The 21,559-nt window shown below is 68.6% G+C and carries 17 protein-coding genes; 6 read left to right on the forward strand and 11 right to left on the reverse strand.

All coding sequences use genetic code 11. From position 1 onward, the window contains the following. Window positions 1-38 precede the first annotated feature (38 nt). Window positions 39-1,091: a GTP-binding protein gene (locus tag C935_RS0110495; RefSeq protein ID WP_018862452.1), complete on the forward strand. Its 1,053-nt coding sequence runs from the start codon at window positions 39-41 to the stop codon at window positions 1,089-1,091. Between the two features lie 122 nt (window positions 1,092-1,213). Here C935_RS0110495 and C935_RS0110500 read toward each other — a convergent pair whose 3' ends face one another. The 3 genes from C935_RS0110500 to C935_RS0110510 all read right to left on the reverse strand — a co-directional run bounded on the left by C935_RS0110500 (window position 1,214) and on the right by C935_RS0110510 (window position 4,517). Next, window positions 1,214-1,993, reverse strand: a complete 780-nt coding sequence (locus C935_RS0110500; RefSeq protein WP_018862453.1) for a sulfite exporter TauE/SafE family protein — start codon at window positions 1,991-1,993, stop codon at window positions 1,214-1,216. A gap of 6 nt (window positions 1,994-1,999) precedes the next feature. Beyond that, a complete protein-coding gene (locus tag C935_RS0110505) occupies window positions 2,000-2,980 on the reverse strand; it encodes a M14 family metallopeptidase (RefSeq protein ID WP_018862454.1) in 981 nt (326 codons plus the stop codon). Between the two features lie 169 nt (window positions 2,981-3,149). Continuing rightward, entirely contained in the window at window positions 3,150-4,517 is a 1,368-nt protein-coding gene (locus tag C935_RS0110510) for a PAS domain S-box protein (RefSeq protein WP_018862455.1), read from the reverse strand. A gap of 290 nt (window positions 4,518-4,807) precedes the next feature. On the opposite strand from C935_RS0110510, the gene hisI reads away from it, so the two are divergent. The 5 genes from hisI to C935_RS0110535 all read left to right on the forward strand — a co-directional run bounded on the left by hisI (window position 4,808) and on the right by C935_RS0110535 (window position 10,411). Next, window positions 4,808-5,251: a phosphoribosyl-AMP cyclohydrolase gene (gene hisI, locus C935_RS0110515; RefSeq protein ID WP_038044547.1), complete on the forward strand. Its 444-nt coding sequence runs from the start codon at window positions 4,808-4,810 to the stop codon at window positions 5,249-5,251. Continuing rightward, entirely contained in the window at window positions 5,248-6,672 is a 1,425-nt protein-coding gene (cysS, locus tag C935_RS0110520; RefSeq protein ID WP_018862457.1) for a cysteine--tRNA ligase, read from the forward strand. The genes hisI and cysS overlap by 4 nt, the downstream gene beginning before the upstream one ends. Before the next feature lie 2 nt (window positions 6,673-6,674). After that, the gene (locus tag C935_RS0110525) at window positions 6,675-7,331 is read left to right on the forward strand and encodes a DUF1007 family protein (RefSeq protein ID WP_018862458.1); all 657 of its coding nucleotides are present in this window, start codon (window positions 6,675-6,677) and stop codon (window positions 7,329-7,331) included. Window positions 7,332-7,401: 70 nt separating this feature from the next. Next, entirely contained in the window at window positions 7,402-8,514 is a 1,113-nt protein-coding gene (locus tag C935_RS0110530; protein WP_018862459.1) for a nickel/cobalt transporter, read from the forward strand. Between the two features lie 88 nt (window positions 8,515-8,602). Next, window positions 8,603-10,411, forward strand: coding sequence for a long-chain fatty acid--CoA ligase (locus tag C935_RS0110535; protein WP_018862460.1), 1,809 nt, complete (start codon window positions 8,603-8,605; stop codon window positions 10,409-10,411). Between the two features lie 21 nt (window positions 10,412-10,432). Here C935_RS0110535 and C935_RS0110540 read toward each other — a convergent pair whose 3' ends face one another. Genes C935_RS0110540 through C935_RS0110575 form a run of 8 tightly spaced genes read right to left on the reverse strand, consistent with a single transcriptional unit; the run spans window position 10,433 to window position 21,420 of the window. Beyond that, window positions 10,433-11,302 (reverse strand): uroporphyrinogen-III synthase, encoded by an 870-nt coding sequence (locus tag C935_RS0110540; protein WP_018862461.1) that lies wholly within the window; start codon window positions 11,300-11,302, stop codon window positions 10,433-10,435. Then, complete coding sequence (gene cysG / locus C935_RS0110545; RefSeq protein ID WP_018862462.1) at window positions 11,299-12,765, reverse strand: siroheme synthase CysG; 1,467 nt, start codon at window positions 12,763-12,765, stop codon at window positions 11,299-11,301. Before cysG ends, C935_RS0110540 begins: the two co-directional genes overlap by 4 nt. Window positions 12,766-12,767: 2 nt before the next feature. Beyond that, complete coding sequence (locus C935_RS0110550; RefSeq protein WP_018862463.1) at window positions 12,768-15,458, reverse strand: nitrate reductase; 2,691 nt, start codon at window positions 15,456-15,458, stop codon at window positions 12,768-12,770. A 1-nt stretch (window position 15,459) separates the two neighbouring features. Continuing rightward, complete coding sequence (gene nirD, locus C935_RS0110555) at window positions 15,460-15,831, reverse strand: nitrite reductase small subunit NirD (RefSeq protein ID WP_018862464.1); 372 nt, start codon at window positions 15,829-15,831, stop codon at window positions 15,460-15,462. Further along, complete coding sequence (gene nirB / locus C935_RS0110560; protein ID WP_018862465.1) at window positions 15,828-18,308, reverse strand: nitrite reductase large subunit NirB; 2,481 nt, start codon at window positions 18,306-18,308, stop codon at window positions 15,828-15,830. The genes nirD and nirB overlap by 4 nt, the downstream gene beginning before the upstream one ends. Further along, window positions 18,308-19,108 (reverse strand): ABC transporter ATP-binding protein, encoded by an 801-nt coding sequence (locus C935_RS0110565; RefSeq protein WP_018862466.1) that lies wholly within the window; start codon window positions 19,106-19,108, stop codon window positions 18,308-18,310. Before C935_RS0110565 ends, nirB begins: the two co-directional genes overlap by 1 nt. A gap of 26 nt (window positions 19,109-19,134) precedes the next feature. Next, window positions 19,135-20,067, reverse strand: coding sequence for a nitrate ABC transporter permease (gene ntrB, locus C935_RS0110570; protein ID WP_018862467.1), 933 nt, complete (start codon window positions 20,065-20,067; stop codon window positions 19,135-19,137). A gap of 48 nt (window positions 20,068-20,115) precedes the next feature. Beyond that, entirely contained in the window at window positions 20,116-21,420 is a 1,305-nt protein-coding gene (locus tag C935_RS0110575) for a CmpA/NrtA family ABC transporter substrate-binding protein (RefSeq protein ID WP_018862468.1), read from the reverse strand. Window positions 21,421-21,559: the final 139 nt, after the last annotated feature.

Raw genomic sequence — 21,559 nt, forward strand, 5'->3', positions numbered from 1 at the left:
CGCTATCCGGGTCCTCTCGCCAACCTGGCGAACGCCACATGACCACCCACCATGACATCCCCACCCACCTGATTACCGGCTTTCTGGGGGTGGGCAAGACGACCACTATCCGCCAGCTGCTCGCACTGCGCCCCGAGGGCGAGCACTGGGCCGTGCTGGTCAACGAGTTTGGCGAGATCGGGGTGGACGGCGGCCTGCTCGCGGATACCGGCGTCGCGCTGGAGGAGATCCCAGGCGGCTGTCTTTGCTGCGTCTCCGCGCAGATGTTCACCGTCGGCCTGAACCGGCTGATCCGCTCACAGCACCCCGACCGCATCCTGATCGAGCCCACCGGGCTCGGGCACCCGGCCGAGATCATCCGCACCCTCACCCAGCCCCCCTACGACGGCGTGCTGGACCTGCGTGCGACGATCACAGTCATGGACGCCCGCCACCTGTCCTCGCCGCGCCACCGCGAACACCCGAACTGGAACGACCAGATTGCGCTGGCCGATGTGCTGCTAGCCAACAAGGCCGACCTCTACAGCGAGGCGGACCGCGAGGCCCTGCAGGCGTTTGTCGCCGACATGTCGCCGCCACGCCCACTGGTGGTCGAAACGACCCAGGGGCGTGTGGAATCGGCATGGCTGGAGCGCCCCCGGCTGGAACGAGGCGGGGCCCTGTTCCCGGAGGCCCGGGCCTTTCTGTCCGCCGGTGACCAGCACGATCATGCCCACGATCACGACCATGGGCATGACCATGCACCGCACGAGCACGGGGACGAGCCCGTGACCATCGACACCCGCGGCGATGGCTACCTGGGCCGCAGCTGGCTGCTGCCCGAGGGGCAGGCGCTCGACCACGCGGCGCTGGAGGCGCTGGTGAGCGGTTTCACCGGAGAACGCCTCAAGGGCCTCGTGCGGACCGATCAGGGCTGGCAGCGCATCAACCGCGTGGGCGGCGACGGCGGTCTTGAGGCCATGGAAGCGCCAGCCGCCGGCACCCGCCCCCGCATCGAGGCCATCCTGCCAGAGACCGACGCCCGGGCACTGGACACCTTCGACCACGCGCTGCAACAGGCTCACACCGATGCTCAGTACACCACGCTATAAGCCTCGGGTGTGGTCGGGGCAGCCGATGCGATTCGCTACGCTCATCGCATCCTACGCGCGCCTCCAGGACAACCGTAGGATGCAATGAGCCCCGCGAATTGCATCAAACCCACGCCGAACAACTACCCCAGCCAGCCCGGATCGACGAAGAAGAGCACGGTGGTGCCGGCACCCACCAGCGTGACCAGATACCGGTACCACGGTTCGGGCAGAACCCCCAGTAGCCCAATCCCGACCCGGGCGCCGAGAATGGCCCCGGCCCCGACGGCCAGCAACCCGGTCGCGACCACCTGCCCGCCCATGACAAAAACCACCACCGCAATCAACGTCAGCACAGTGGAGAGCACGTTCTTCAGGGCATTGGCCTGTGTCAGGTCGGCCATCCCCTGTCCCCGCAGGATCGCCAGCAGCAGGATGCCGACCCCGCCGTTGAAATAGCCACCGTAGACGCAGCCAAGCCCCGCGCCCGCCACCCGGGCGAGTGCCGGGTGGGCCGTATGGGCCGCGCGACGCTGCAGCCACGGACCCAGTGCAAACAGCAGTGTCGCCAGCAACAGCAGCCAGGGGATGAAGGCCCGAAAACGCGCGTCCCCTGTCAGCAGGAGCAGGGCCGCACCCAGCGCCCCGCCCAGCGCACCCACAATCAGGAACAGCGCCAGCAGGCGCATGCCCAGATCCCGCCAGAGGGTACGCAGGCGTCGATGGTCCACCAGCAGGCTGGCCGCATACCCGGGCAGCAATGCCGCCGTCCCGGTGGCATTAGCCGCCACCGGCGGGACCCCCACGGCCATTAGGGCCGGCAGCGTAAGAAAGCTGCCGCCCCCGGCCAGGGCATTCAAGGCACCGGCGAAGAATCCGGCCGCAAACAGCAGCGCGGCGACGCCGGAGAAGGCGAACTCCACGGGGCGTCAGATCACGCGGCGGTCACTGAACTCGGCGCGATAAAACCACTCGTTGCCCGGCAGCGAGTTGGGGTTGGGGAACACGATGAAGCCGTCGGCCGGCGCCTTCACCTCGGTCCCGTCCGCGCGAACGCCGATCACATCACCCTCGTGCAGCGCATCGAAGCTCTTCCACTCACGCACGAACCGGTCATCGGGGTGGTCGCGGTCGATCACTTCGACCAGGCGCAGGACCTCCGGGTCGTCCTGCCCGGGCGTGGCCGGGGCCTCGATCATGCCGAGATGGGCCAGAGTATTGAGGATCGCGTTGTAGGCCACCACCGGCGCCTGCGGATCGTCGTGCTGGCCGCACTCCAGCGTCACGCCGTAGCCGCCCTGCGAGCGCATGTACTCGGTGGTACCGATGCCGTAGCTGGGGTCGGTAGACAGCATCTGCGCGCGGTGACTGGCGTTCGGGTTCTTCATGCGCCGGGCAACTCCGCGCGCGTAGGTATCCAGCCAGCCCTCGACCATGCGCCGCGGGCCGAGGCAGGCGGCCAGGGCCTCCTCCTCGCGGGCACGGGTAAAGCCCTCCAGCCCGCCTTCGTTGTTCCGCGGACCGAGCATGATGAACGGCTGGCCGCCGGTATGAAACGAGTGCAGATCCAGCAGGACGTCATGGGCCGCCAGCAGGGGGCACAGTACGTTGGCAATGCGGTCCTCGAAGTCCTGCGGGTCTTCGGTCACGCGCAGGTTGCGGTTCAGGTTGCGCTCACCCATGCGCTGCCCCAGCTGGTAGGCCAGTGGGTTCGTGCGCGGGACCAGCGTCAGCGTCCCGCACTGCAGGCGGCGCTCGCCGCTCTCCAGCTCGCCGTGCAACCGCTCGGCCGCCTGCGTGCCGCAGGTCTCGTTGCCATGCACCGCACCCAGCACGATCAACCGCGGCCCCGGGGTCAGGCCGTGGAAGGTCAGGGAACGCATGGCGGTGGGATGCAGCTGGGACGACATAACAAGAGCTCCGGCGAACGGGGGATCAGCCCGCCATTGTACGCGCGCGCCTTGTGGGCGCGAGCCGGCGGCTACTTCAAGCGGAAGAGGTCAAACCGCTTTTTCGGTCGCAGCGGGGCCGTATATGGGCCCTTCCGCTTTCAACACCCCGAGATGACGGCTCTTCCCACTACAGATCCGTGATATCCAGCATCGTCCCCTGGACCGCGTGCAGACCGTCGTCGCCCTCGACCACCGAGTCCACCACCAGGCTGAACCAGCGCTCTTCGCCGCGCGAGGGATGCCGCCGCAGCCGGAAGCGCCGACCAACACCCTCCTGGCCGGGGGCCAGCTCGCGCAAAACCTCCCGCATTTGTTCCGCATCTCCGGCATCCGGGTCGAATTGCACATCCCAGACGTCACTCAGACTGGGCGTATAGTGGCGCGGATCCAGCCCCATCAGGTTGTACAGGTGATCGGACCACCACAGTCGCCCGGTCTCGACCACGTACTCCCACGAGCCGAGGCCCGCATGACGCTCGGCGCGTTCCAGGCGATCCAACTGGCAATTCAACGCCTGCTCGGCCTTTTTGCGCGGCTCGATATTGCGCAGGGTCACCAGAAGCAGCTGCTCGTTGGCGATCTCGGTTGCCTGCAGGTTCGCTTCCACCCAGAAGACATGACCATCGCGGTGGCGAGCGCGCCACTCGAACGAAAGTTGCTCGCCACGCCGCGCGCGGTTGATCAAGGCCTGCTGGCGTTCGAACTCGTAGCCGGGCTCCTGGGCGCTAAGGTCACTGACCGTGCAACGCAGAATCTCCTCGCGCTCGTAGCCATACATGGCCAGCGCCGAGGCATTCGCCCCGACAAAGACGCCTGTCTCGAAGTCCTGCAACAGAACACCCTCCTGCACGTTGTCGAAGATGGCACGAAAGCGCTTCTCGCTGTCACGCAGGCCGCGCTCGGCTTCGACCCGTTCGGTAACATCCGTCAGCAGGCCATGAAAGCCGTGGACCTCGCCACCGGAGTCCCGCTCCAGCCAGGTCCGATCCTCGACCCAGATCCAGCGCCTCCCCCCCACATCCAGGCGGTAGTACTGCACATATTCGTCCGGCCCACGCTCCATATGCCGGTGCACGTCCTTGATGATGGCCTCCCGATCCTCGGGGTGAATCCGTTGCGCATAGTCCGCCGCACCGGAGGTCAGATCCTCCGGCTCGAGGCCCCAGCGCCGCACATTCGGGGACACATACACCACCGGCCAGCCGGGACGCGCGGCCCACTCGATGGCGACTACCGGCGAACGATTGACCACTTCGGTCAGGTAGCGGGCTTCGGCCGACGCCCGATCACGGGCCGCGAGCACCCAGTACAACAGCAGAAAGAGAACCAGAGCGGTCACAGTGACATAGAAAAAGCCCTTGACCGTCTGCAACCAGCCAAGCAGCTGGATATCGTCCACCAGCCAAAGCAACGCCTTGTCGGACAGCGCAATCCACAGCAGCCCGAGCGCCAGATAGACCAGCGCCACCCAGCTGGCGGTACGCCAGGCACTCATCCCCCTTTCGGGAATACCGGCCTTATCCCTTGTCTCGTGCCTCAATCCCGTTCCCCAGCCCGCGCAGAAATCCCTCTGCGTATTGCTACTTTAGTTTGAGGATCGACCAGCCGGCCCGGGGATGCAAGAGCCTCCAAAACGCCGGCTGCCAACCGTCCTTGCTCGCTGTTTGTATTCGATATCGGGTTACAACGGTTTTCCCGGAAGTCGCATCGGAATGCGTGTCCCGTTCTGCTCATCGGGGGCGCGGGATGGTACCCTTGGCGCTGGTTTCCGCGATACCGGCGTACATGTTCAAGACACTGGAAAAAGCCTCGCGCAACACCCGCCAGCCAGCCGCCGAGGTACTGGAAAAACTCAAGCTGAATTCGGACGGCCTGATTCCCGCGATCGCCCAGCAGTTCGACAGCGGCGAGGTCCTGATGATGGCCTGGATGAACCGCGAGGCGCTGGACGAGACGCTGCGCACCGGGCGCGTGTGCTACTACTCGCGCTCGCGCCAGGCGCTGTGGCGCAAGGGCGAGCAGTCGGGTCAGGTGCAGCAGCTGCAGTCCCTGCACCTGGACTGCGACGGCGACACCATCCTGCTGAAGGTCGACCAGACGGGGCCCGCCTGCCACACCGGCCGGCGCAGCTGCTTCTACGTGCAGATCGACAACGACGAGGCCGTGATCACCAGCGACCCGGAGATCGCCCCCGAGACCCTGTACGGCCACAAGGACGACCCGCAATGAGCGCCAACCCCGGCCGCGAGCTGATCCTGCACAACACGCTCGGCGGGCACGACGAGCCCTTTCATCCGCAAGACCCCAAGCGCGTCACGCTCTACGTCTGCGGCCCCACGGTGTACAACCGGGTGCACGTGGGCAATGGCCGCCCGGTGGTGGTGTTCGACGTGCTGTTTCGCGTACTGCGCGAGCTGTACGGCCCGGAGCACGTGATCTACGCGCGCAACATCACCGACGTCGACGACAAGATCAACAAGGCCGCGGCCGAGAACAGCGAGCCGATCGCCGCGCTGACCGAGCGCTTCACCCGTGCCTTCCACGAGGACATCGCCGAGCTGGGCACGCTGCCGCCGACCCTCGAGCCGCGCGCCACCGATCACATCCAGCCGATGATCGAGCTGATCGAACGGTTGATCGAGCGCGGCCACGCCTACCCGGCCGAGGGGCACGTGCTGTTCGACGTCACCTCCTACCCGGACTATGGCGCGCTGTCCGGGCGCACGCTGGAAGACATGCAGGCCGGCGCCCGGGTCGAGGTCGCCAGCTACAAGCGCCACCCCGGCGACTTCGTGCTGTGGAAGCCGGCCGCCGAGGGCGAACCGGGCTGGGACAGCCCCTGGGGCTATGGCCGTCCCGGCTGGCACCTCGAATGCACCGCGATGATCCGCAGCCACCTGGGCGCGATGATCGACATCCACGGCGGCGGGCACGATCTCGTCTTCCCTCACCACGAAAACGAGATCGCCCAGGGCTGCGCGGCGGAGGGTTGCGCCGAGCACGGCACGCACTACGCCCGCTACTGGGTGCACAACGGGCACGTGACCATCGACGGCGAGAAGATGTCCAAGTCGCTGGGCAACTTCCAGCTGCTGCACGACCTGCTGCAGGCCTATCCGGGCGAGGTCCTGCGCATGGCGCTGCTGTCGCGCCACTACCGCGCGCCGCTGAACTTCTCCGAGGACACGCTGAACCAGTCGCGCAATGCCCTGAACGGGCTCTACCGCGTGCTGCGTGACCACTCCGATATCGAACCGGCCCCCGTGGACGCCGCCGAGACGCCGGTGTTCACGGCGCTGCTGGACGACCTGAACACCCCCGGCGGCATCACCGCCCTGCACCGCCTGGCGGATGCCCTGGCCGCGGCTGGCGACGCGGCCGAACGGGCCCGCCTGAAGGGCGAACTGATGGCCGGCGCCGGGCTGCTTGGACTGCTGCAGCAGGACCCGACGGCCTGGTTCCAGGGGGATGGCGAGGACCACGAACTCGCCGCCTGGGTGGAGGAACGCATCGCCGCCCGCCAGGCCGCGCGCAAGAACCGTGACTTTGCCACCGCCGACGCCATCCGCGACGAGCTCACCGCCCGCGGGATCGAGCTCGAGGACACCCCGGAAGGGACACGCTGGCAGCGCAGCGGGAGCGTCGCCTGAACATGGCCCGACGCCTCATCCGGCGGCTCCTGCTGGGCCTGGCGCTGCTGATCCCGGGCCTCGCGCTGGCACACCCCCACGCCTGGATCGACCTGCGCGTGGGGCTCGTGTTCGACGACAACGGCCAGCTGGAGCGCATGCAGCAGGCCTGGCTGATCGATCCGACCTACAGCCATATGCTGCTGGAAGAGATGACCCGGGACCTGGAAGGCGATATCGGCATCGACGAGGCGCTGGATCGGGTCGCCGAGCGCATGCTGGAAAACCTGGCCGCCTACGACTACTTCACCGAGCTGCGCCACGACGACGCGGAGCTTTCGGTACCCCGGGCGGAAAACGCCCGGCTCTCGCTGGAGGACCGGCGGCTTTATCTGCGTTTCGACCTGCCGCTGGCCGAACACGAACTCGACGATGCCAACGGCTTCACCTATCGCGTGTTCGACCCGACCTACTGGATCGAGGTTCTGCACGACGCAGACGACGTGGTACATATCGAGAATCGCCAGGGCTGCGAGGTGCGGATCGAAGAGGCCCGACCGGACCCGCAACTGATGCGCTATGCCGCCACCCTGGAACGTCAGGACCGCAGTCCTGTCGACAATCTCGGACGCTACTTTGCCGAGACCGCCACCCTGCAGTGCCGGAACCGTTCGGACTGAGTCCGAACGCACACGATTCAAGGCCAGAATCGGTCGATGAACCCGCAGGAAAGCGTTATAGTGTAACGATATGATCGTCGCCCCCGCCCATCGACTTCGCGGCCTCACGGCCTCCCTGGTCCTCCTGACCCTGGGACTCTTCTTGTTGCTGGGCGCTTTCAGCGCCCACGCCGGCGAATCAGCCCATCCTCTGGGTGGCGGCGCACCTGCTGGCGAGACCGAGGAACGCCCGTCCCCGCCCGATGCCGCCACCGGGCCCGTGCCCGAAACGCTGGCCGACCCCCCCGGCGCGCTCGAGCGCGTCACTGCCTGGATGCTGCAGACCCAGCGCCAGTTGCATCGCGACCTGACTCAGGGACTGCACGCCCTGCGCGACGCCCCTACCGCCCAGACGGCCGGCGCCCTGATCCTGGTCAGCCTGCTGTACGGCATCTTCCACGCGGCCGGCCCAGGCCATGGCAAGGCGGTCATCAGCGCCTATCTGCTGACCCAGCCCCAGAACCTGAAACGCGGCATCCTGCTCTCCACGGTCTCGGCACTGGCCCAGGGGGTCACGGCCATCGTGCTGGTCGGGGTGCTGATCGGCCTGCTCGGCTGGCTGGCGCGCGATACGCTGGGCCAGGTACGCACGCTGGAGATCGCCAGCTTCGCGCTGGTCGCCCTGCTGGGCATCTGGCTGATGCTGCGCGCCCTGCGCCACGCCTGGCGCCTGCACAAGGCCCATGCCCGGGCACGCACAGAGACCCGGCACGAGCACGCAGACCATCATCACCATGAACACCATACCCATGACGACCACTGCGGCTGCGGCACGCCGCATCATGTCGACCCGAACCACAGCGGGACCTGGTGGGGCACGGTCGCGGCCGTGGGCATCCGCCCCTGTTCCGGCGCGGTGCTGATCATGGCGGTCTCGGCGGCCCTGGGCCTGGCCTGGGCTGGCGTGCTGGCCGTGCTGGCGATGTCGCTGGGAACCGCGGCCACGGTATCCGTTCTGGCCACGCTGGCCGTCTCCGCACGCGACTGGACCCGCCGCTGGCTGGGCCCGACACGCGTCGGCCGCCTGACCTACGTGGGGCCGGCTTTCGGGCTCGCCGGCGGCGGCATCATCGCGCTCATCGGTGTCAGCCTGGTGATCGGGGCCGTCGCCTACCGGCCCGCCGCACACCCGCTGGGACTGTAGAACACCGCAAGACGCTAGGGGTCAGGGTTGCCGCACAGGACCGGGTCCTCTAACGTCCCGAACATACTCCAAGTTGCGAGACGCGCCGATGTCCGATTCCGCGATCCGTCCCGACCAGGCCCCAACCCTCCCCTCGCTGTTCCGCGTCCGCGTCGAGCAGACACCGGATACCCCGGCCTACCGCCACTACAACGCCGAGCGCGAGGAGTGGCAGCAGACCTCCTGGCACGAGATGGGGGCGATGGTGGATCGCTGGCAGGCCGCCCTGGCCGCGGAGGGCCTCAAGCCCGGCGAGCGCGTCGCGCTGATGCTCGGCAATTCGCGCGAGTGGGTCGCGTTCGACCAGGCGGCGATGGGGCTGGGGCTGGTCCCGGTCCCGCTGTACACCGACGATCGTCCGGACAACGTCGCCTACATCATCGGCCAGACACAGGCGCGCATCCTGCTGCTGGGCGAGAGCGCCCACAGCCGGCGGTTGTCCGAGCACTTCGAGAACATGCCGTCGCTGCGGCGCATCGTGAACATCGGCGGCGAGGATACGGAGCCGGACGACGAACGCGTAATCGAGCTGGAAGACTGGCTCGCACAGCATGAGGGTACGGACGTCCACTATCCGGACCTCGATCCAGAGGCCATGGCCACGATCGTCTATACCTCCGGCACCACCGGGCGCCCCAAGGGCGTGATCCTCTCGCACCGCAACATCCTGGAGAACGCCTGGGCCTCCTCGCAGACCGGTCCCCTGTCCCCTGCCGACCGGTTCCTGTCGTTCCTGCCGCTGTCGCACATGCTGGAGCGCACCGCCGGGCTCTACATGCCCATGCTGATCGGTGCCGAGGTCGCCTTCGCGCGCTCCATCCAGGGCCTGGGGGAGGACCTGGTCACCGTACGCCCGACCGTACTGATCTCGGTACCGCGCATCTACGAGCGCGTGCACGGACGCATCCAGGCCGGCCTGAAGCAGAAATCAGGCCTCGGCCGAGCCCTGTTCAAGGCGACCGTCAGCATCGGCTGGAAGCGCTTCGAGCATCAGCAGGGCCGAGGCGGCTGGTCTCCCGGCTTCCTGCTCTGGCCCCTGCTGGAGCGCATTGTCGCGCGCAAGGTGCTGGATCGCCTGGGGGGCGAGCTTCGCTTCGCGGTCTGCGGCGGCGCCCCCCTGCCCCCACCGATCGCCCAGTTCTTCATCGGCCTGGGCCTGCCGGTTCTGCACGGCTACGGGATGACCGAGGCCAGTCCGGTGGTCACGGTGAACACCCCGGACAACAACCTGCCCGCCTCGATCGGCAAGCCGCTGCCCGGGGTGGAGGTGAAGATCGGCGAGATGGACGAACTGCTCACCCGCAGCCCCTGCGTGATGCTCGGCTACTGGAAGAACGAGGAGGCCACCGGCGAGACCATCGACGCGGACGGCTGGCTGCACAGTGGCGACCAGGCCCGCATCGACGACAGCGGGCATGTCTTCATCACCGGGCGCATCAAGGACATCCTGGTGCTGACCAACGGCGAAAAGGTCCCGCCGGCCGACATGGAGATGGCGATCGCACTGGATGCGCTGTTCGACCAGGTGATGATCGTCGGCGACAACCGCTCCTTCCTGACCGCGCTGGTCGTACCGGAGCCGGAGGCCTGGGCCTCGTTCGCCAGTGACCACAACCTCGAAGCCGAGGCCGAGGGCCGGCTGCCGCGCAAGGCCGAACGCGCCCTGCTGCAGCGCATCCAGTACCAGCTACGCGACTTCCCCGGCTACGCCAAAATCCGCCATGTCCATGTGACCCACGAGGCCTGGTCCGTGGAAAACGGCATGCTGACCCCGACCATGAAACTCAAGCGCCCGGTGATCAGCGAGCACTACAGCGAGGCCATCGAGGCCATGTACGCCGGCCACGACGGTCACTGAGACCCGCGCCGGGCCCGCCATTCAGCCGCGATGCCCACCCAGGTGGCGCGCGAGCGTCGAGACCAGGGGCTTCATGAAGTACTGACCGTCGGGGACCACTGTCGGGTGCACCCCGTGGGCGCGCAGCTCGTCGGCCACCACCGGGCCGATCGCGGCGACGACGGTTCGGCCGAGCGCTGACAGCAGCGCATCCTCGTGCCCCGCGTCACGGGCGACGCGCAGCAGTCGCCGCACCTGGGCCTGGCTGGTGAAGGCGATCGCATCCACCTCCCCCGTGATCAGGGCTGCGATCAGCCCGGTCACGCGCTCGGTCTCGGCGGCGTCCGCATAGCGGTAGGGCCAGACGGGAAAGACCTCGGCGCCCGCCTGCTCCAGGAACTCGAGCAGGCGGCGGTTGGGTTCCGCGCCGTAGAGCTGCACCCCGATGCGCTGCCCGGCCAGATGCTGCCCGGCCCGATCCTGTCCGGAAAGGGTCTCGATGATGCCCTCGGTCGTCGGCGCGGCCGCGACCGCATCCGGCCGCACGCCGAAGGGCTTCATCGCCCGCCCCGGCTTGGGGCCCCGCACCAGGGTCTGCGTCCGCGCCACGGCCGCCAGCCAGGTGTCCTCGCGCCCGGCACGCCGGGCAAAACCGGTCAGGCGGGTGAAGCCCTCGCCGGTCAGAAAAATCAGGCGGTCGAACGGCGCCTCGATCGCCCTGTGCAGCCAGGCCTCGATCGCCGTGCGGTCGGGGCTGTCGTGGATCGCGATCAGCGGGCAGCGCCAGACCTCGGCCCCACGCCGCTCCAGCAGGCCGGCGAAGACCTCCAGCGCCCGGCTCTCCGGCAGGGCCACGCGGCGACCCGCGAGGCCACTGGCCGCCGCCTCCGGCACGACGGATGCGTCCGTCACGCCGCGCTCGCCGCCGCGGCCCGCGACCCTGCCCCCGACAGCGGCATCGGCTGCGGGAACACCGTCGTGGCCCCGGCATCCGGCCGGAACCAGGCCAGACGTGTGTGGCAGGCCGCCACCTCGCCGATCACGATCAGGCTGGGCGAACCCACCTGCTCGCGCTCGGCACGTGCGGCCAGCGTATCCAGCGTGCCGGTCACGACGCGCTGGCGGGCGGTGGTGCCGTTCTCGATGATCGCCGCCGGTGTCTGCCCGGCGCGGCCGGCACCCTTCAGCCCCCGGCAGATCTCGCCCACCCCCTTGCGGCCCATGTAGAACACCAGGGTCTCGCGGGTACTGGTCAGCTGCGACCAGTCCACATCCAGCCGCCCTTCGCGGGTATGGCCGGTGATGAACCGCACCGACTGGGCATGGTCGCGGTGGGTCAGCGGTATGCCCGCATAGGCGGCACAGCCGCTGGCCGCGGTAATGCCGGGGACGACCTGGTAGGCCACGCCGTCGCGCGCCAGCACGTCCAGCTCCTCGCCGCCCCGGCCGAACACGAACGGGTCGCCGCCCTTCAGCCGGGCCACCCGCTTGCCCTTGCGCGCCAGGCGGGAGAGCAGCGCGCTGATCTCCTCCTGCGGCACGCAGTGGTGGTCGCGCTCCTTGCCGACATAGAAGCGCTCGGCCTCGCGCCGCGCCAGGTTCACCACCTCGGAGGACACCAGCCGGTCGTAGACGACCACATCCGCCTGCTGCAGCAGGCGCAGCGCGCGAAAGGTCAGCAGGTCGGGATCGCCCGGCCCGGCGCCGATCAGGTAGACCTCGCCGGGCGTGCTGGTTGCGGCGTCCGCCAGTTCCTGCTCCAGGCGCGCCTCGGCCGCGTCCATGCGCCCGGCCAGGGCGAGCTCGGTGGCCGGCCCGGCAAAGGCCCGCTCCCAGAAGGCGCGGCGGGCGTTCACATGGTCGAAACGGGCGCGCACCCGGTCGCGCAGCCGCCCGGCGAGATCGGCCAGCCGACCATAGCCGGTCGGGATCAGGCTCTCGATCTTCGCGCGCAGCAGGCGCACCAGCACCGGGGCGCGGCCACCCGAGCCGATCGCGATGGTCAGCGGCCCGCGCTCCACGATCGCCGGCAGGATGAAGCTGCACAGCTCGGGCTGGTCGGCGACGTTCACCGGGATCGAACGCGCGATGCAGTCCTCCGAGACCTGGCGGTTCACGGCCGCGTCATCGGTCGCGGCAATCACGATCGCCACACGATCCAGGCATTCGGTGTCATAGACCCCCGGATCGCGGCTGATCGACCCCGGTTGTTCGCGCAGCAGGCGCTCGGCGGCCTCGCTGTACTCGGGGGCTCGCAGGCGCACCCGCGCCCCGGCCTCCAGCAGCAGCGCAGCCTTGCGCGTGGCGACCGGCCCAGCCCCGACCACCAGGGCCTCGCGGCCGTGCAACTGCATATAGATCGGCAGGTGTTCCATGCTTATCCCTCCCGCGCCACGGGGTCCGTGGGCGCCTCGGCTTCCTCGTTCAACAGGGTCTGGATCTCGGGGCGACAGGAGCCACAGTTGGTCCCGGCCTCGAGGGCCGCACCCACGGCCTCGCAGGTGGCCAGCCCCTGCTCGCGGATCGCGGTGCGGATACGCGTCTCGTCCACGCCGAAGCAGGCGCAGACCATGCGTCCGCGCGCGGCCTGGCCGTTCGGTGGTCGCCCGGTCAGCAGAGCCATCCGTTCGGCATCGCTGATCGTCTCGGCCGCGAACAGGCCACCCAGCCACTCGCGCTCGGGCAAGCCCCGATCGGGGCCCGCGAACAACACGCAGGCGAGCCGCCCCTCGTGGATCCGCGCGGCGCGGTAGCGCCCCCCGGCGGAGTCGGCGAACTCCAGCCATTCCCCCGGCCCGTCCAGGCGCTCGCGCCACGCATCCATCGTGGGCGGTGTGCCCCGCCCGGCCAGTTCGGTGCGCAGGTGCCGGGGACCGCAGGCGGTGACCGCGTAGTCCGCCTCCGGCGCGGTGATCGGCTCGCGGCTCAAGACGAAGCCGTGCCAGTCCAGCGCGGCCGGGCGCACAGCCACGGCCGTGTGCTTGAACGCCGGCTGCCCGGAGACCGGGTCGACATGCGCGGGCACCAGCGCATCCACACGGGCGAGCCGCGCGATCGGCCGGCTCCAGTGCATGGGCACGAACACGCTGCCCGGGCGCTGTTCGCGGCGGGTCTGCACCCGCGCCAGCAGGCGGCCGTGGCGACTGGTCACCTCGGCGAGATCGCCGGCCTGGAGCCGGAACAGACCGGCATCCACCGGATGGATCTCGACGAACGGTTCCGGCTGATGCGCACTCAGGCGCGGGGTGCGTGCGGTGCGGGTCATGCTGTGCCACTGGTCTCGGATGCGGCCGGTGTTCAGGCGCAGCGGATAATCGGCAGCGACCGGGTCGGTCGGGGCCTGCGGGGTCACGGCCTTGAGCTGCGCCCGGCCACTGGCGGTAAAGAAACGGCCATCGCCATAGAGGTGCTCGGCACCCGTCCGGCTCCCCGCCGGCAGCGGCCACTGCACCGGCTCCAGGACGTCGTACTCGGCGTCGGAAAGCCCGGCCAGCGCGCCGATGTCGAAGTCGCGCGTGCCGTGGTTCTCGAAGGCGGACAGCGCCGCATGCTCGCGGAAGATCTCGCCCGGATGGGTATAGGGAAAGGCGTCGGCGAAACCCAGGCGCTGCGCGACCCGGGCCAGCGCCCACCAGTCGTGACGGGCCTCGCCCGGGGGCACCCGGAACGGGCGCTGGCGCGAGATGCGGCGCTCGGAGTTGGTTACCGTGCCGTCCTTCTCGCCCCAGGTGGTCGCCGGCAGCAATACGTCGGCCACCCGCGTGGTCTCGGTCTCGCGCACGCAGTCGGAGACCACGACCAGCGGGCATTCGGCCAGGGCGCGCTCGAAGCGCGCGGCCTCGGGCAGGCTGAACAGCGGATTGGTGCCGATGATCCAGATCGCCTTCACCTGCCCCGACTCGACCGCGCGAAACAGGTCCAGCGCCTTCAGGCCCGGCTGGCGAGCAAGGTTCGGTGCGCCCCAGAAGCGCCCAACCCGGTCCAGGGCCGCGTCGTCGAAGCCCATGTGCGCGGCCAGCTGGCTGGCCAGTCCGCCGACTTCGCGCCCGCCCATCGCGTTCGGCTGGCCGGTCAGCGAGAACGGGCCCATGCCCGAGCGCCCGATGCGGCCGGTGGCCAGGTGTACGTTGAGGATCGTCCCGGCCTTGTCCACGCCGCTGTCGGACTGGTTGATGCCCTGGCAGAAGGCGGTCACGGTGCGCTCGGTACGGGCAAACCACTGGAAGAACGTCGCCACCGCCTCCGGCTCCAGCTCGCAGGCCTCGGCGGTCGCGGCGATCGACGGGCTGGAGGCCCGCGCGGCCGCCAGGGCGTCGGCAAAGCCTTCGACATGGCGCTCCAGGAAGCCGGGGTCCAGCGCATCCTCCCGGCGCAGATGGTCCAGCAGGCCGTTGAACAGCCAGGCATCCGTGCCTGGCGCCAGCGGCAGGTGCAGGTCGGCCGCCTGGGCGGTGGCCGTGCACCGCGGGTCGATCACCACCAGCTTCATCTCCGGGCGCGCCGCGCGGGCGGCCTGCAGGCGCTGGAAAAGTACCGGGTGGGCCCAGGCCATGTTGGAGCCCGTGACCACGACCAGATCGGCCTGCTCGAGGTCGGTATAGCTTCCCGGCACGCCGTCCACGCCGAAGGCGCGGGTGTGGGCGGCCACCGCCGTGGACATGCAGAGCCGGGAGTTGGTGTCGATATTGGCCGAGCCGACGAAGCCCTTCATCAGCTTGTTGGCTACGTAGTAGTCCTCGGTCAGGATCTGCCCGGAGACGTACAGGGCGACCGCATCCGGCCCGTGTGCCGCGATGGTCTCGCGAAAGCCGTCCGCGACATGATCCAGCGCGGTCTCCCAGTCGACACGCCGCCCACCGATCTCCGGGTGCAGCAACCGGCCCTCGTCGCCGAGGGTCTCGGCCAGTGCCGCGCCCTTGGAGCACAGGCGCCCGGCATTCGCCGGATGGGCGGGATCACCGCATACCGCGACCGGAAACTCGCCGCCCGGCGTCGCGGTCACCTCCACGCCGCAGCCCACCCCGCAATAGGGACAGGTCGTACGGGTCACCGACTGTTCCGCAGCCATCTCAGCCCGCCTCGCGGCAGGCGACCGGTGCCGCAGCGGTATCGTCCGCGGCGTCGCCCGTGGCGCCGGAGAGGTCCAGCCACACCTGACCGTCGGTCACCCGGATCGGGAAGGCATGGGTGCAGCCACTGTCCGCCCCGGTGGCCTCGCCGGACTGCAGATCGATCACCCAGTTGTGCAGCGGGCAGGTCACGCGCTCGCCGTGAACGATGCCCTGCGACAGCGGCCCACCCTTGTGCGGGCACTGATCGCGCAGGGCAAAGACGCGGTCATCCGCGGTGCGGAACACGGCGATGTCGCCGTTCGGGCCCGCCACCACGCGCGCACCCAGCGACGGGATGTCCTCGAGCGGACAGATCGCGAGCCAGCTCATGCCGACACCCCCTGGCGCGGGGTCGCGTCCACCGGCTTGATCGGGATGAACTCGTGCGCCGCATGCCCGGCGGCCCGCTCGGCCCAGGGGTCCACCTGCGCCACCTCCTGCGACTCCAGGAAGCGGGCGTACAGCGCGGCGCGGTTCTCGGCGTCGTCCACGAGGCGTTCCTTCACCCGGGTCAGTCCGACGCGCTCGATCCACGGGGCGGTGCGTTCCAGATAGCGCGCGTCTTCGCGGTAGAACTGCATGAAGGCCCCGGCGTATTCGAGTACCTCGGCCTCGGTCTCCACCTTGCAGAGGAAGTCGGTGGCGCGGACCTTCACCCCGCCGTTGCCACCCACGTGCAGCTCGTAGCCCGAGTCCACGCAGACCACGCCCAGGTCCTTGATCGTCGCCTCGGCGCAGTTACGCGGACAGCCGGAGACCGCCATCTTGAACTTGTGCGGGGTCCAGGAGCCCCAGGTCATCCGCTCCAGCTGGATGCCGAGTCCGGTCGAGTCCTGGGTGCCGAAGCGGCACCACTCGGAGCCGACACAGGTCTTCACCGTGCGCAGGGCCTTGCCATAGGCATGGCCGGAGACAAACCCGGCGTCGCCAAGATCGCGCCACATCGCCGGCAGATCGGCCTTCTGCACCCCCAGCAGGTCGATGCGCTGGCCGCCGGTGAACTTGACCGTGGGCACCTGGTAGCGCTCGGCCACCTCGGCGATCGCGCGCAGCTCGGCCGGTGTGGTCACCCCGCCCCAGATGCGCGGTACGACGGAATAGGTCCCGTCCTTCTGGATGTTGCCGTGGGCGCGCTCGTTGATGAAGCGTGACTGGGCGTCGTCCTGGTAGTCCTTCGGCCAGGCCGCCAGCAGGTAGTAGTTGAGCGCCGGACGGCAGACATGGCAGCCGTTCGGGGTCTTCCAGTCGAGGGCCTCGAACACCGCCGACATCGACTTCAGGCCGTCGCGGGCAATGGCCGCGCGCACCTCGTCGTGGCTGTGATCGGTGCAGGCGCAGACCGGCTTTTTCGCCGGGGCGTCGGAGTAGTCGCCACCCAGCGTGGTCGCGAGCACGGACTCCACCAGCCCGGTGCAGGAGCCACAGGAGTTCGACGCCTTGGTGTGGGCACGCACGTCCTCCAGCGTGAACAGCTTGTGCTCGCTGATCGCCTGGACGATCTCGCCCTTGCACACGCCGTTGCAGCCGCAGATCTCGGCCTCGTCGGGCATCGCCGCGACCCGCGAGGCCTCGTCGCCGTGGCCGGAGTCGCCGATATGCGCCTGGCCGAACAGCAGGTTCTCGCGGATGTCGGCCACCGGCGTTCCGTCCCGCATCAGCTGGAAATACCAGGAACCGTCCAGGGTATCGCCGTACAGCACGGCCCCCTGGATGCGGTTGTCCTTCAGCACCAGGCGCTTGTAGACGCCGCGCGCGGCATCCTTGAACACCAGGTCCTCGGTGTTCTCGTCGCCGGTGAAGTCGCCGGCGGAGAACAGGTCGATCCCGGTCACCTTCAGCTTGGTGGAGGTCATCGAACCCTCGTAGCGCCCGATGCCGTACTCGGCCAGGTGGTTGGCGCAGACCTTCGCCTGCTCCCACAGGGGCGCAACCAGGCCGTAGGTGGCGCCGCGGTGCTGAACACACTCGCCGACCGCGTAGATCGACGGGTCATAGGTCTGCATCGTGTCGTTCACCACCACGCCGCGCTCGCAGTGCAGCCCGGCGGACTCGGCCAGCGCGGCGTTCGGGCGGATCCCGACCGCCATCACCACCAGATCCGCCTCGACCTCGCTGCCGTCGGTGAAACGCACGCCGGTAACGCGGCCCTCGCCCAGGATCGCCTCGGTCTGATGCGCCATGCGAAAACGCATGCCGCGCTCCTCCAGCGAGCCGCGCAGCATCCCGGCGGCCTCGGCATCCAGCTGGCGCTCCATCAGGTGGTCCATCAGGTGCACCACGGTGACCTCCATGCCCTGGCGCATCAGGCCGTTGGCGGCCTCCAGGCCGAGCAGGCCGCCGCCGATCACCACCGCATGCTGGTGTGCGCGGCTGGCCGCGAGCATCGCGTCCACGTCGTGGATATCGCGGAAGGCGACCACGCCCTCGAGCCCGTGCCCCGGCACCGGGATCATCACCGGATCGGAGCCGGTCGCCAGCAGCAGGCGGTCATAGGGCGCCTCGGTGCCGTCCTCGGCGATCACCCGCCGGTTCACGCGATCGATCTGCTCGATGCGCCTGCCCTTGTGCAGGGTGATGCCGCGTTCGGCATACCAGGCATCGTCGTTCAGCATGATCTCGTCGACGGTCTTCTCCGAGGCCAGCACCGGCGAGAGCATGATGCGGTTGTAGTTGCCCCAGGGCTCGGCACCGAACACGGTGATGTCGTACATGTCGGGCTTGAGCTTCAGCAACTCCTCGACCGTGCGCATTCCGGCCATGCCGTTGCCGATCAGGACCAGCCGCGGCTTCTCGTTCGCGGTATCCATCACGCGGCCTCCGACTCGGGGTTCTTGTGGCGCTCGTGGAGAAAGCGCAACACCTCGGCCCGGTAGTGGTTGTATTCGGCGTTGTCGGCCATCGCCAGGCGCTCGCGCGGCTTCGGCAGGTCGATCTCCAGGATCTCGCCGATGGTCGCGGCCGGGCCGTTGGTCATCATCACGATGCGGTCGGACAGCAACACCGCCTCGTCCACGTCGTGGGTGACCATCAGTACGGTGTTGCCCAGATCCGACTGGATGCGCATCACCTCGTCCTGCAGGTGCGCCCGGGTCAGCGCGTCCAGCGCACCGAAGGGCTCGTCCATCAGCAGCACCTTGGGCTCCATCGCCAGGGCTCGGGCGATGCCCACGCGCTGCTTCATGCCACCGGAGATCTCGTCCGGGCGCTTGTCCAGGGCATGGCCCATACCGACCATGTCGAGGGTGGCATTCACCCACTCGCGACGCTCGGCGGCCGACTTCTTGCCCTTGAAGGTCTTGTCCACCGCCAGCGCCACGTTGTCGCGCACGGTCAGCCAGGGCAGCAGGGAGTGGTTCTGGAACACGACGCTGCGATCCGGGCCCGGCTTGCTGACCTCCTTGCCGTCCAGGATCACCGCGCCGGTACTGGTCTCCAGCAGCCCGGCGACGATGTTGAGCACCGTCGACTTGCCGCAGCCGGAGTGGCCGATGATGGAGAGGAACTCGCCGCGCTCCACGTGCAGGTCGACGTCACGCAGCACTTCGGTCGCCGTCGGGCCTTCGCCAAAGGTCTTGTGGACGTGTTCGATGGAGAGATAGCTGGTCATGATGATTCTCCTGTGAGGGGGCCGGCTCAGCCGGCCTGCGTGCCGCGGGTGACCCAGTTGCCGACGATCGCGACCAGACGGTCGAGGAAGAACCCGACCAGGCCGACGTAGACCAGGGCCAGCACGATGTCGCTGAGCATGGAGGCGTTCCAGGCATCCCAGATGAAGAAGCCGATGCCGACCCCGCCGATCAGCATCTCGGCGGCGACGATCGCCAGCCAGGCGAGACCGATGCCGATGCGCAGACCGGAGAAGACATACGGCGCGGCGGCCGGGAGCATGATCTTGGTGAAGTACTCGTAGCCGTTCAGGCGAAGCACGCGGGCCACGTTCACGTAGTCCTGCGAGATGTTCCGGATGCCGACCGAGGTGTTGATGATGATCGGCCAGATCGCAGTGATGAAGATCACGAAGATCGCCGACGGGTTGCTGGCCTGGAAGGCAGCCAGGGAGATCGGCAGCCAGGCCAGCGGCGGCACGGTGCGCAGCACCTGGAACAGCGGGTCCAGCCCGCGCATCGCCCAGGTGGACTGGCCGACCAACACGCCTAGACCGATCCCGGCGACCACCGCCAGGGCATAGCCGTAGGCCACCCGCTCGAGACTCGCGAGCAGCTGCCAGGCCATGCCCACGTCGTTGCCACCGTGGTCATAGAACGGATTGACGATCAGTTCCCAGGTGTCGGTGACCACCTGACTCGGGGCGGGCAACACGGCTCCCTGGGAAGACGAGAGCATCTCCCATATGAGCAAAAAAAACGCAGTCACGATCACCGGCGGCAGGACTACCGTGGCGGCGTTGCGCAGGCGCCGCGACCAGACGCCGGGATCGGCGGGCACCGCGCCGGACCGGGCCGGAGGCGCTGTCTGTCGGGCCACTGGGGCCGTGGAGGTTTCCCTCACCGCCGGGCGTTCGCGCCCGGCACCGAAGGTCATGGTGCGGTCTATAATGGCACTCATCATCCAATCCTCTTGAATCGTCGGTACAGGTGTCGTCGGGCCGTCGCGTCAGGACGCGATGGCCTTGATCTCCAGGCTGTCGAGGTAGGCCTGCGGGTCTTCCGGGTCGAAGACCTTGCCGTCGAAGAATTCCTCCTTGCCACGCGAAGTCGACTCGGGGATGGCGGCCGAGTCGATGCCGAGCGTGTCGGCCGCCTCGCGCCAGATATCCTCGCGGTTGACCTCGTCTACCAGGGCCTGCATGTCGAGATCCGGCGGCAGGTAGCCCCAGCGGATGTCCTCGGTAAGGAACCACAGGTCGTGGCTCTTGAAGGGATAGGAGGCCTGATCGTTCCAGTAGCGCATGCGGTCGGGGTGGTCCTCGACCACGCGGCCGGTGCCGTAGTCGAAGTGCCCCTGCATACGGTCGATGATGTCGCCGTACGGGGCATGGATGTAGCGCCGGCGCGAGCAGATCTCGGCGACCTCCTCGATATTCGCCGGGTCCTCGCAGTACATCTGCGCCTCCATCACCGCCATGGTCAGGGCACGGGCCGCATTCGGGTTCGCCTCTACCCAGTCCGCGCGCATGCCCAGCGCCTTCTCGGGATGGTTGTGCCAGAGTTCGCCGGTGGTGTTCGCGGTATAGCCGATGCCCTGGTTGATCAGCTGCATGTTCCAGGGCTCGCAGACACAGAAGGTGTCCATGGAGCCGACACGCATGTTGGCGACCATCTGCGCCGGCGGCACGACGATGGTGGAGATGTCGCGGTTTGGGTCGATGCCGCCGGCCGCCATCCAGTAGCGAATCCACAGGTCATGGGTGCCGCCGGGGAAGGTCATCGCCGCGCGCACCTCGTCGCCCCCGGCGCGCTTTTCCGCCAGCGCGGTCTTGAACTCGCCGGTATCCAGGCCGACCTTCAGATCGGCGTACTCATCGCCCACCGAGATGCACTGCCCGGCCAGGTTCAGCCGCGCGAGGATGCTCATCGGCGTACCGCGGCGATGGATCAGGTAGGGCATCGGCGTCAGGATGTGGGATCCGTCGATGCCGCCGCGGCTCGAACCCAGTTCCAGGTTGTCGCGCACCGTGCCCCAGGAAGACTGCTTCAGCACCTGCACGTCTGGCATCCCGTGGTCGGCAAAGAAGCCCTTCTCCAGCGCGATGAACAGCGGTGCGGCATCGGTCAGGGCAATAAAGCCCAGCTTCGCCTCGGTGGTCTCCGGCTTGCCGTTGCCCGCCTTCGCATAGCCCCAGGGCGCGGCCCCGGACACGCCCAGCGCGGTCGCGCCGATCCCGGCGGCCATGCCGCCCAGGAAACGCCGGCGCGACAGGCCGGAGGTCTTTTTCGTGTCATTCGTGTGATCGGTCATTTCGGGTTCACTCCCCTTGTCAGATTTCCGCCCAGAAACGAAAAAAGGCGTCGCATCAGCCCGGCCGCGGTTGCAGCCGGTTGATGGACGCCTTTGTCCAGTCCCATGGGAGGCCCGGTCATCGGGTCTCCCAGTTGTC

Origin of the sequence: Thioalkalivibrio sp. ALJ3, from assembly GCF_000377205.1 — a bacterium.
In the GTDB taxonomy this organism is placed as follows: Bacteria; Pseudomonadota; Gammaproteobacteria; order Ectothiorhodospirales; family Ectothiorhodospiraceae; genus Thioalkalivibrio.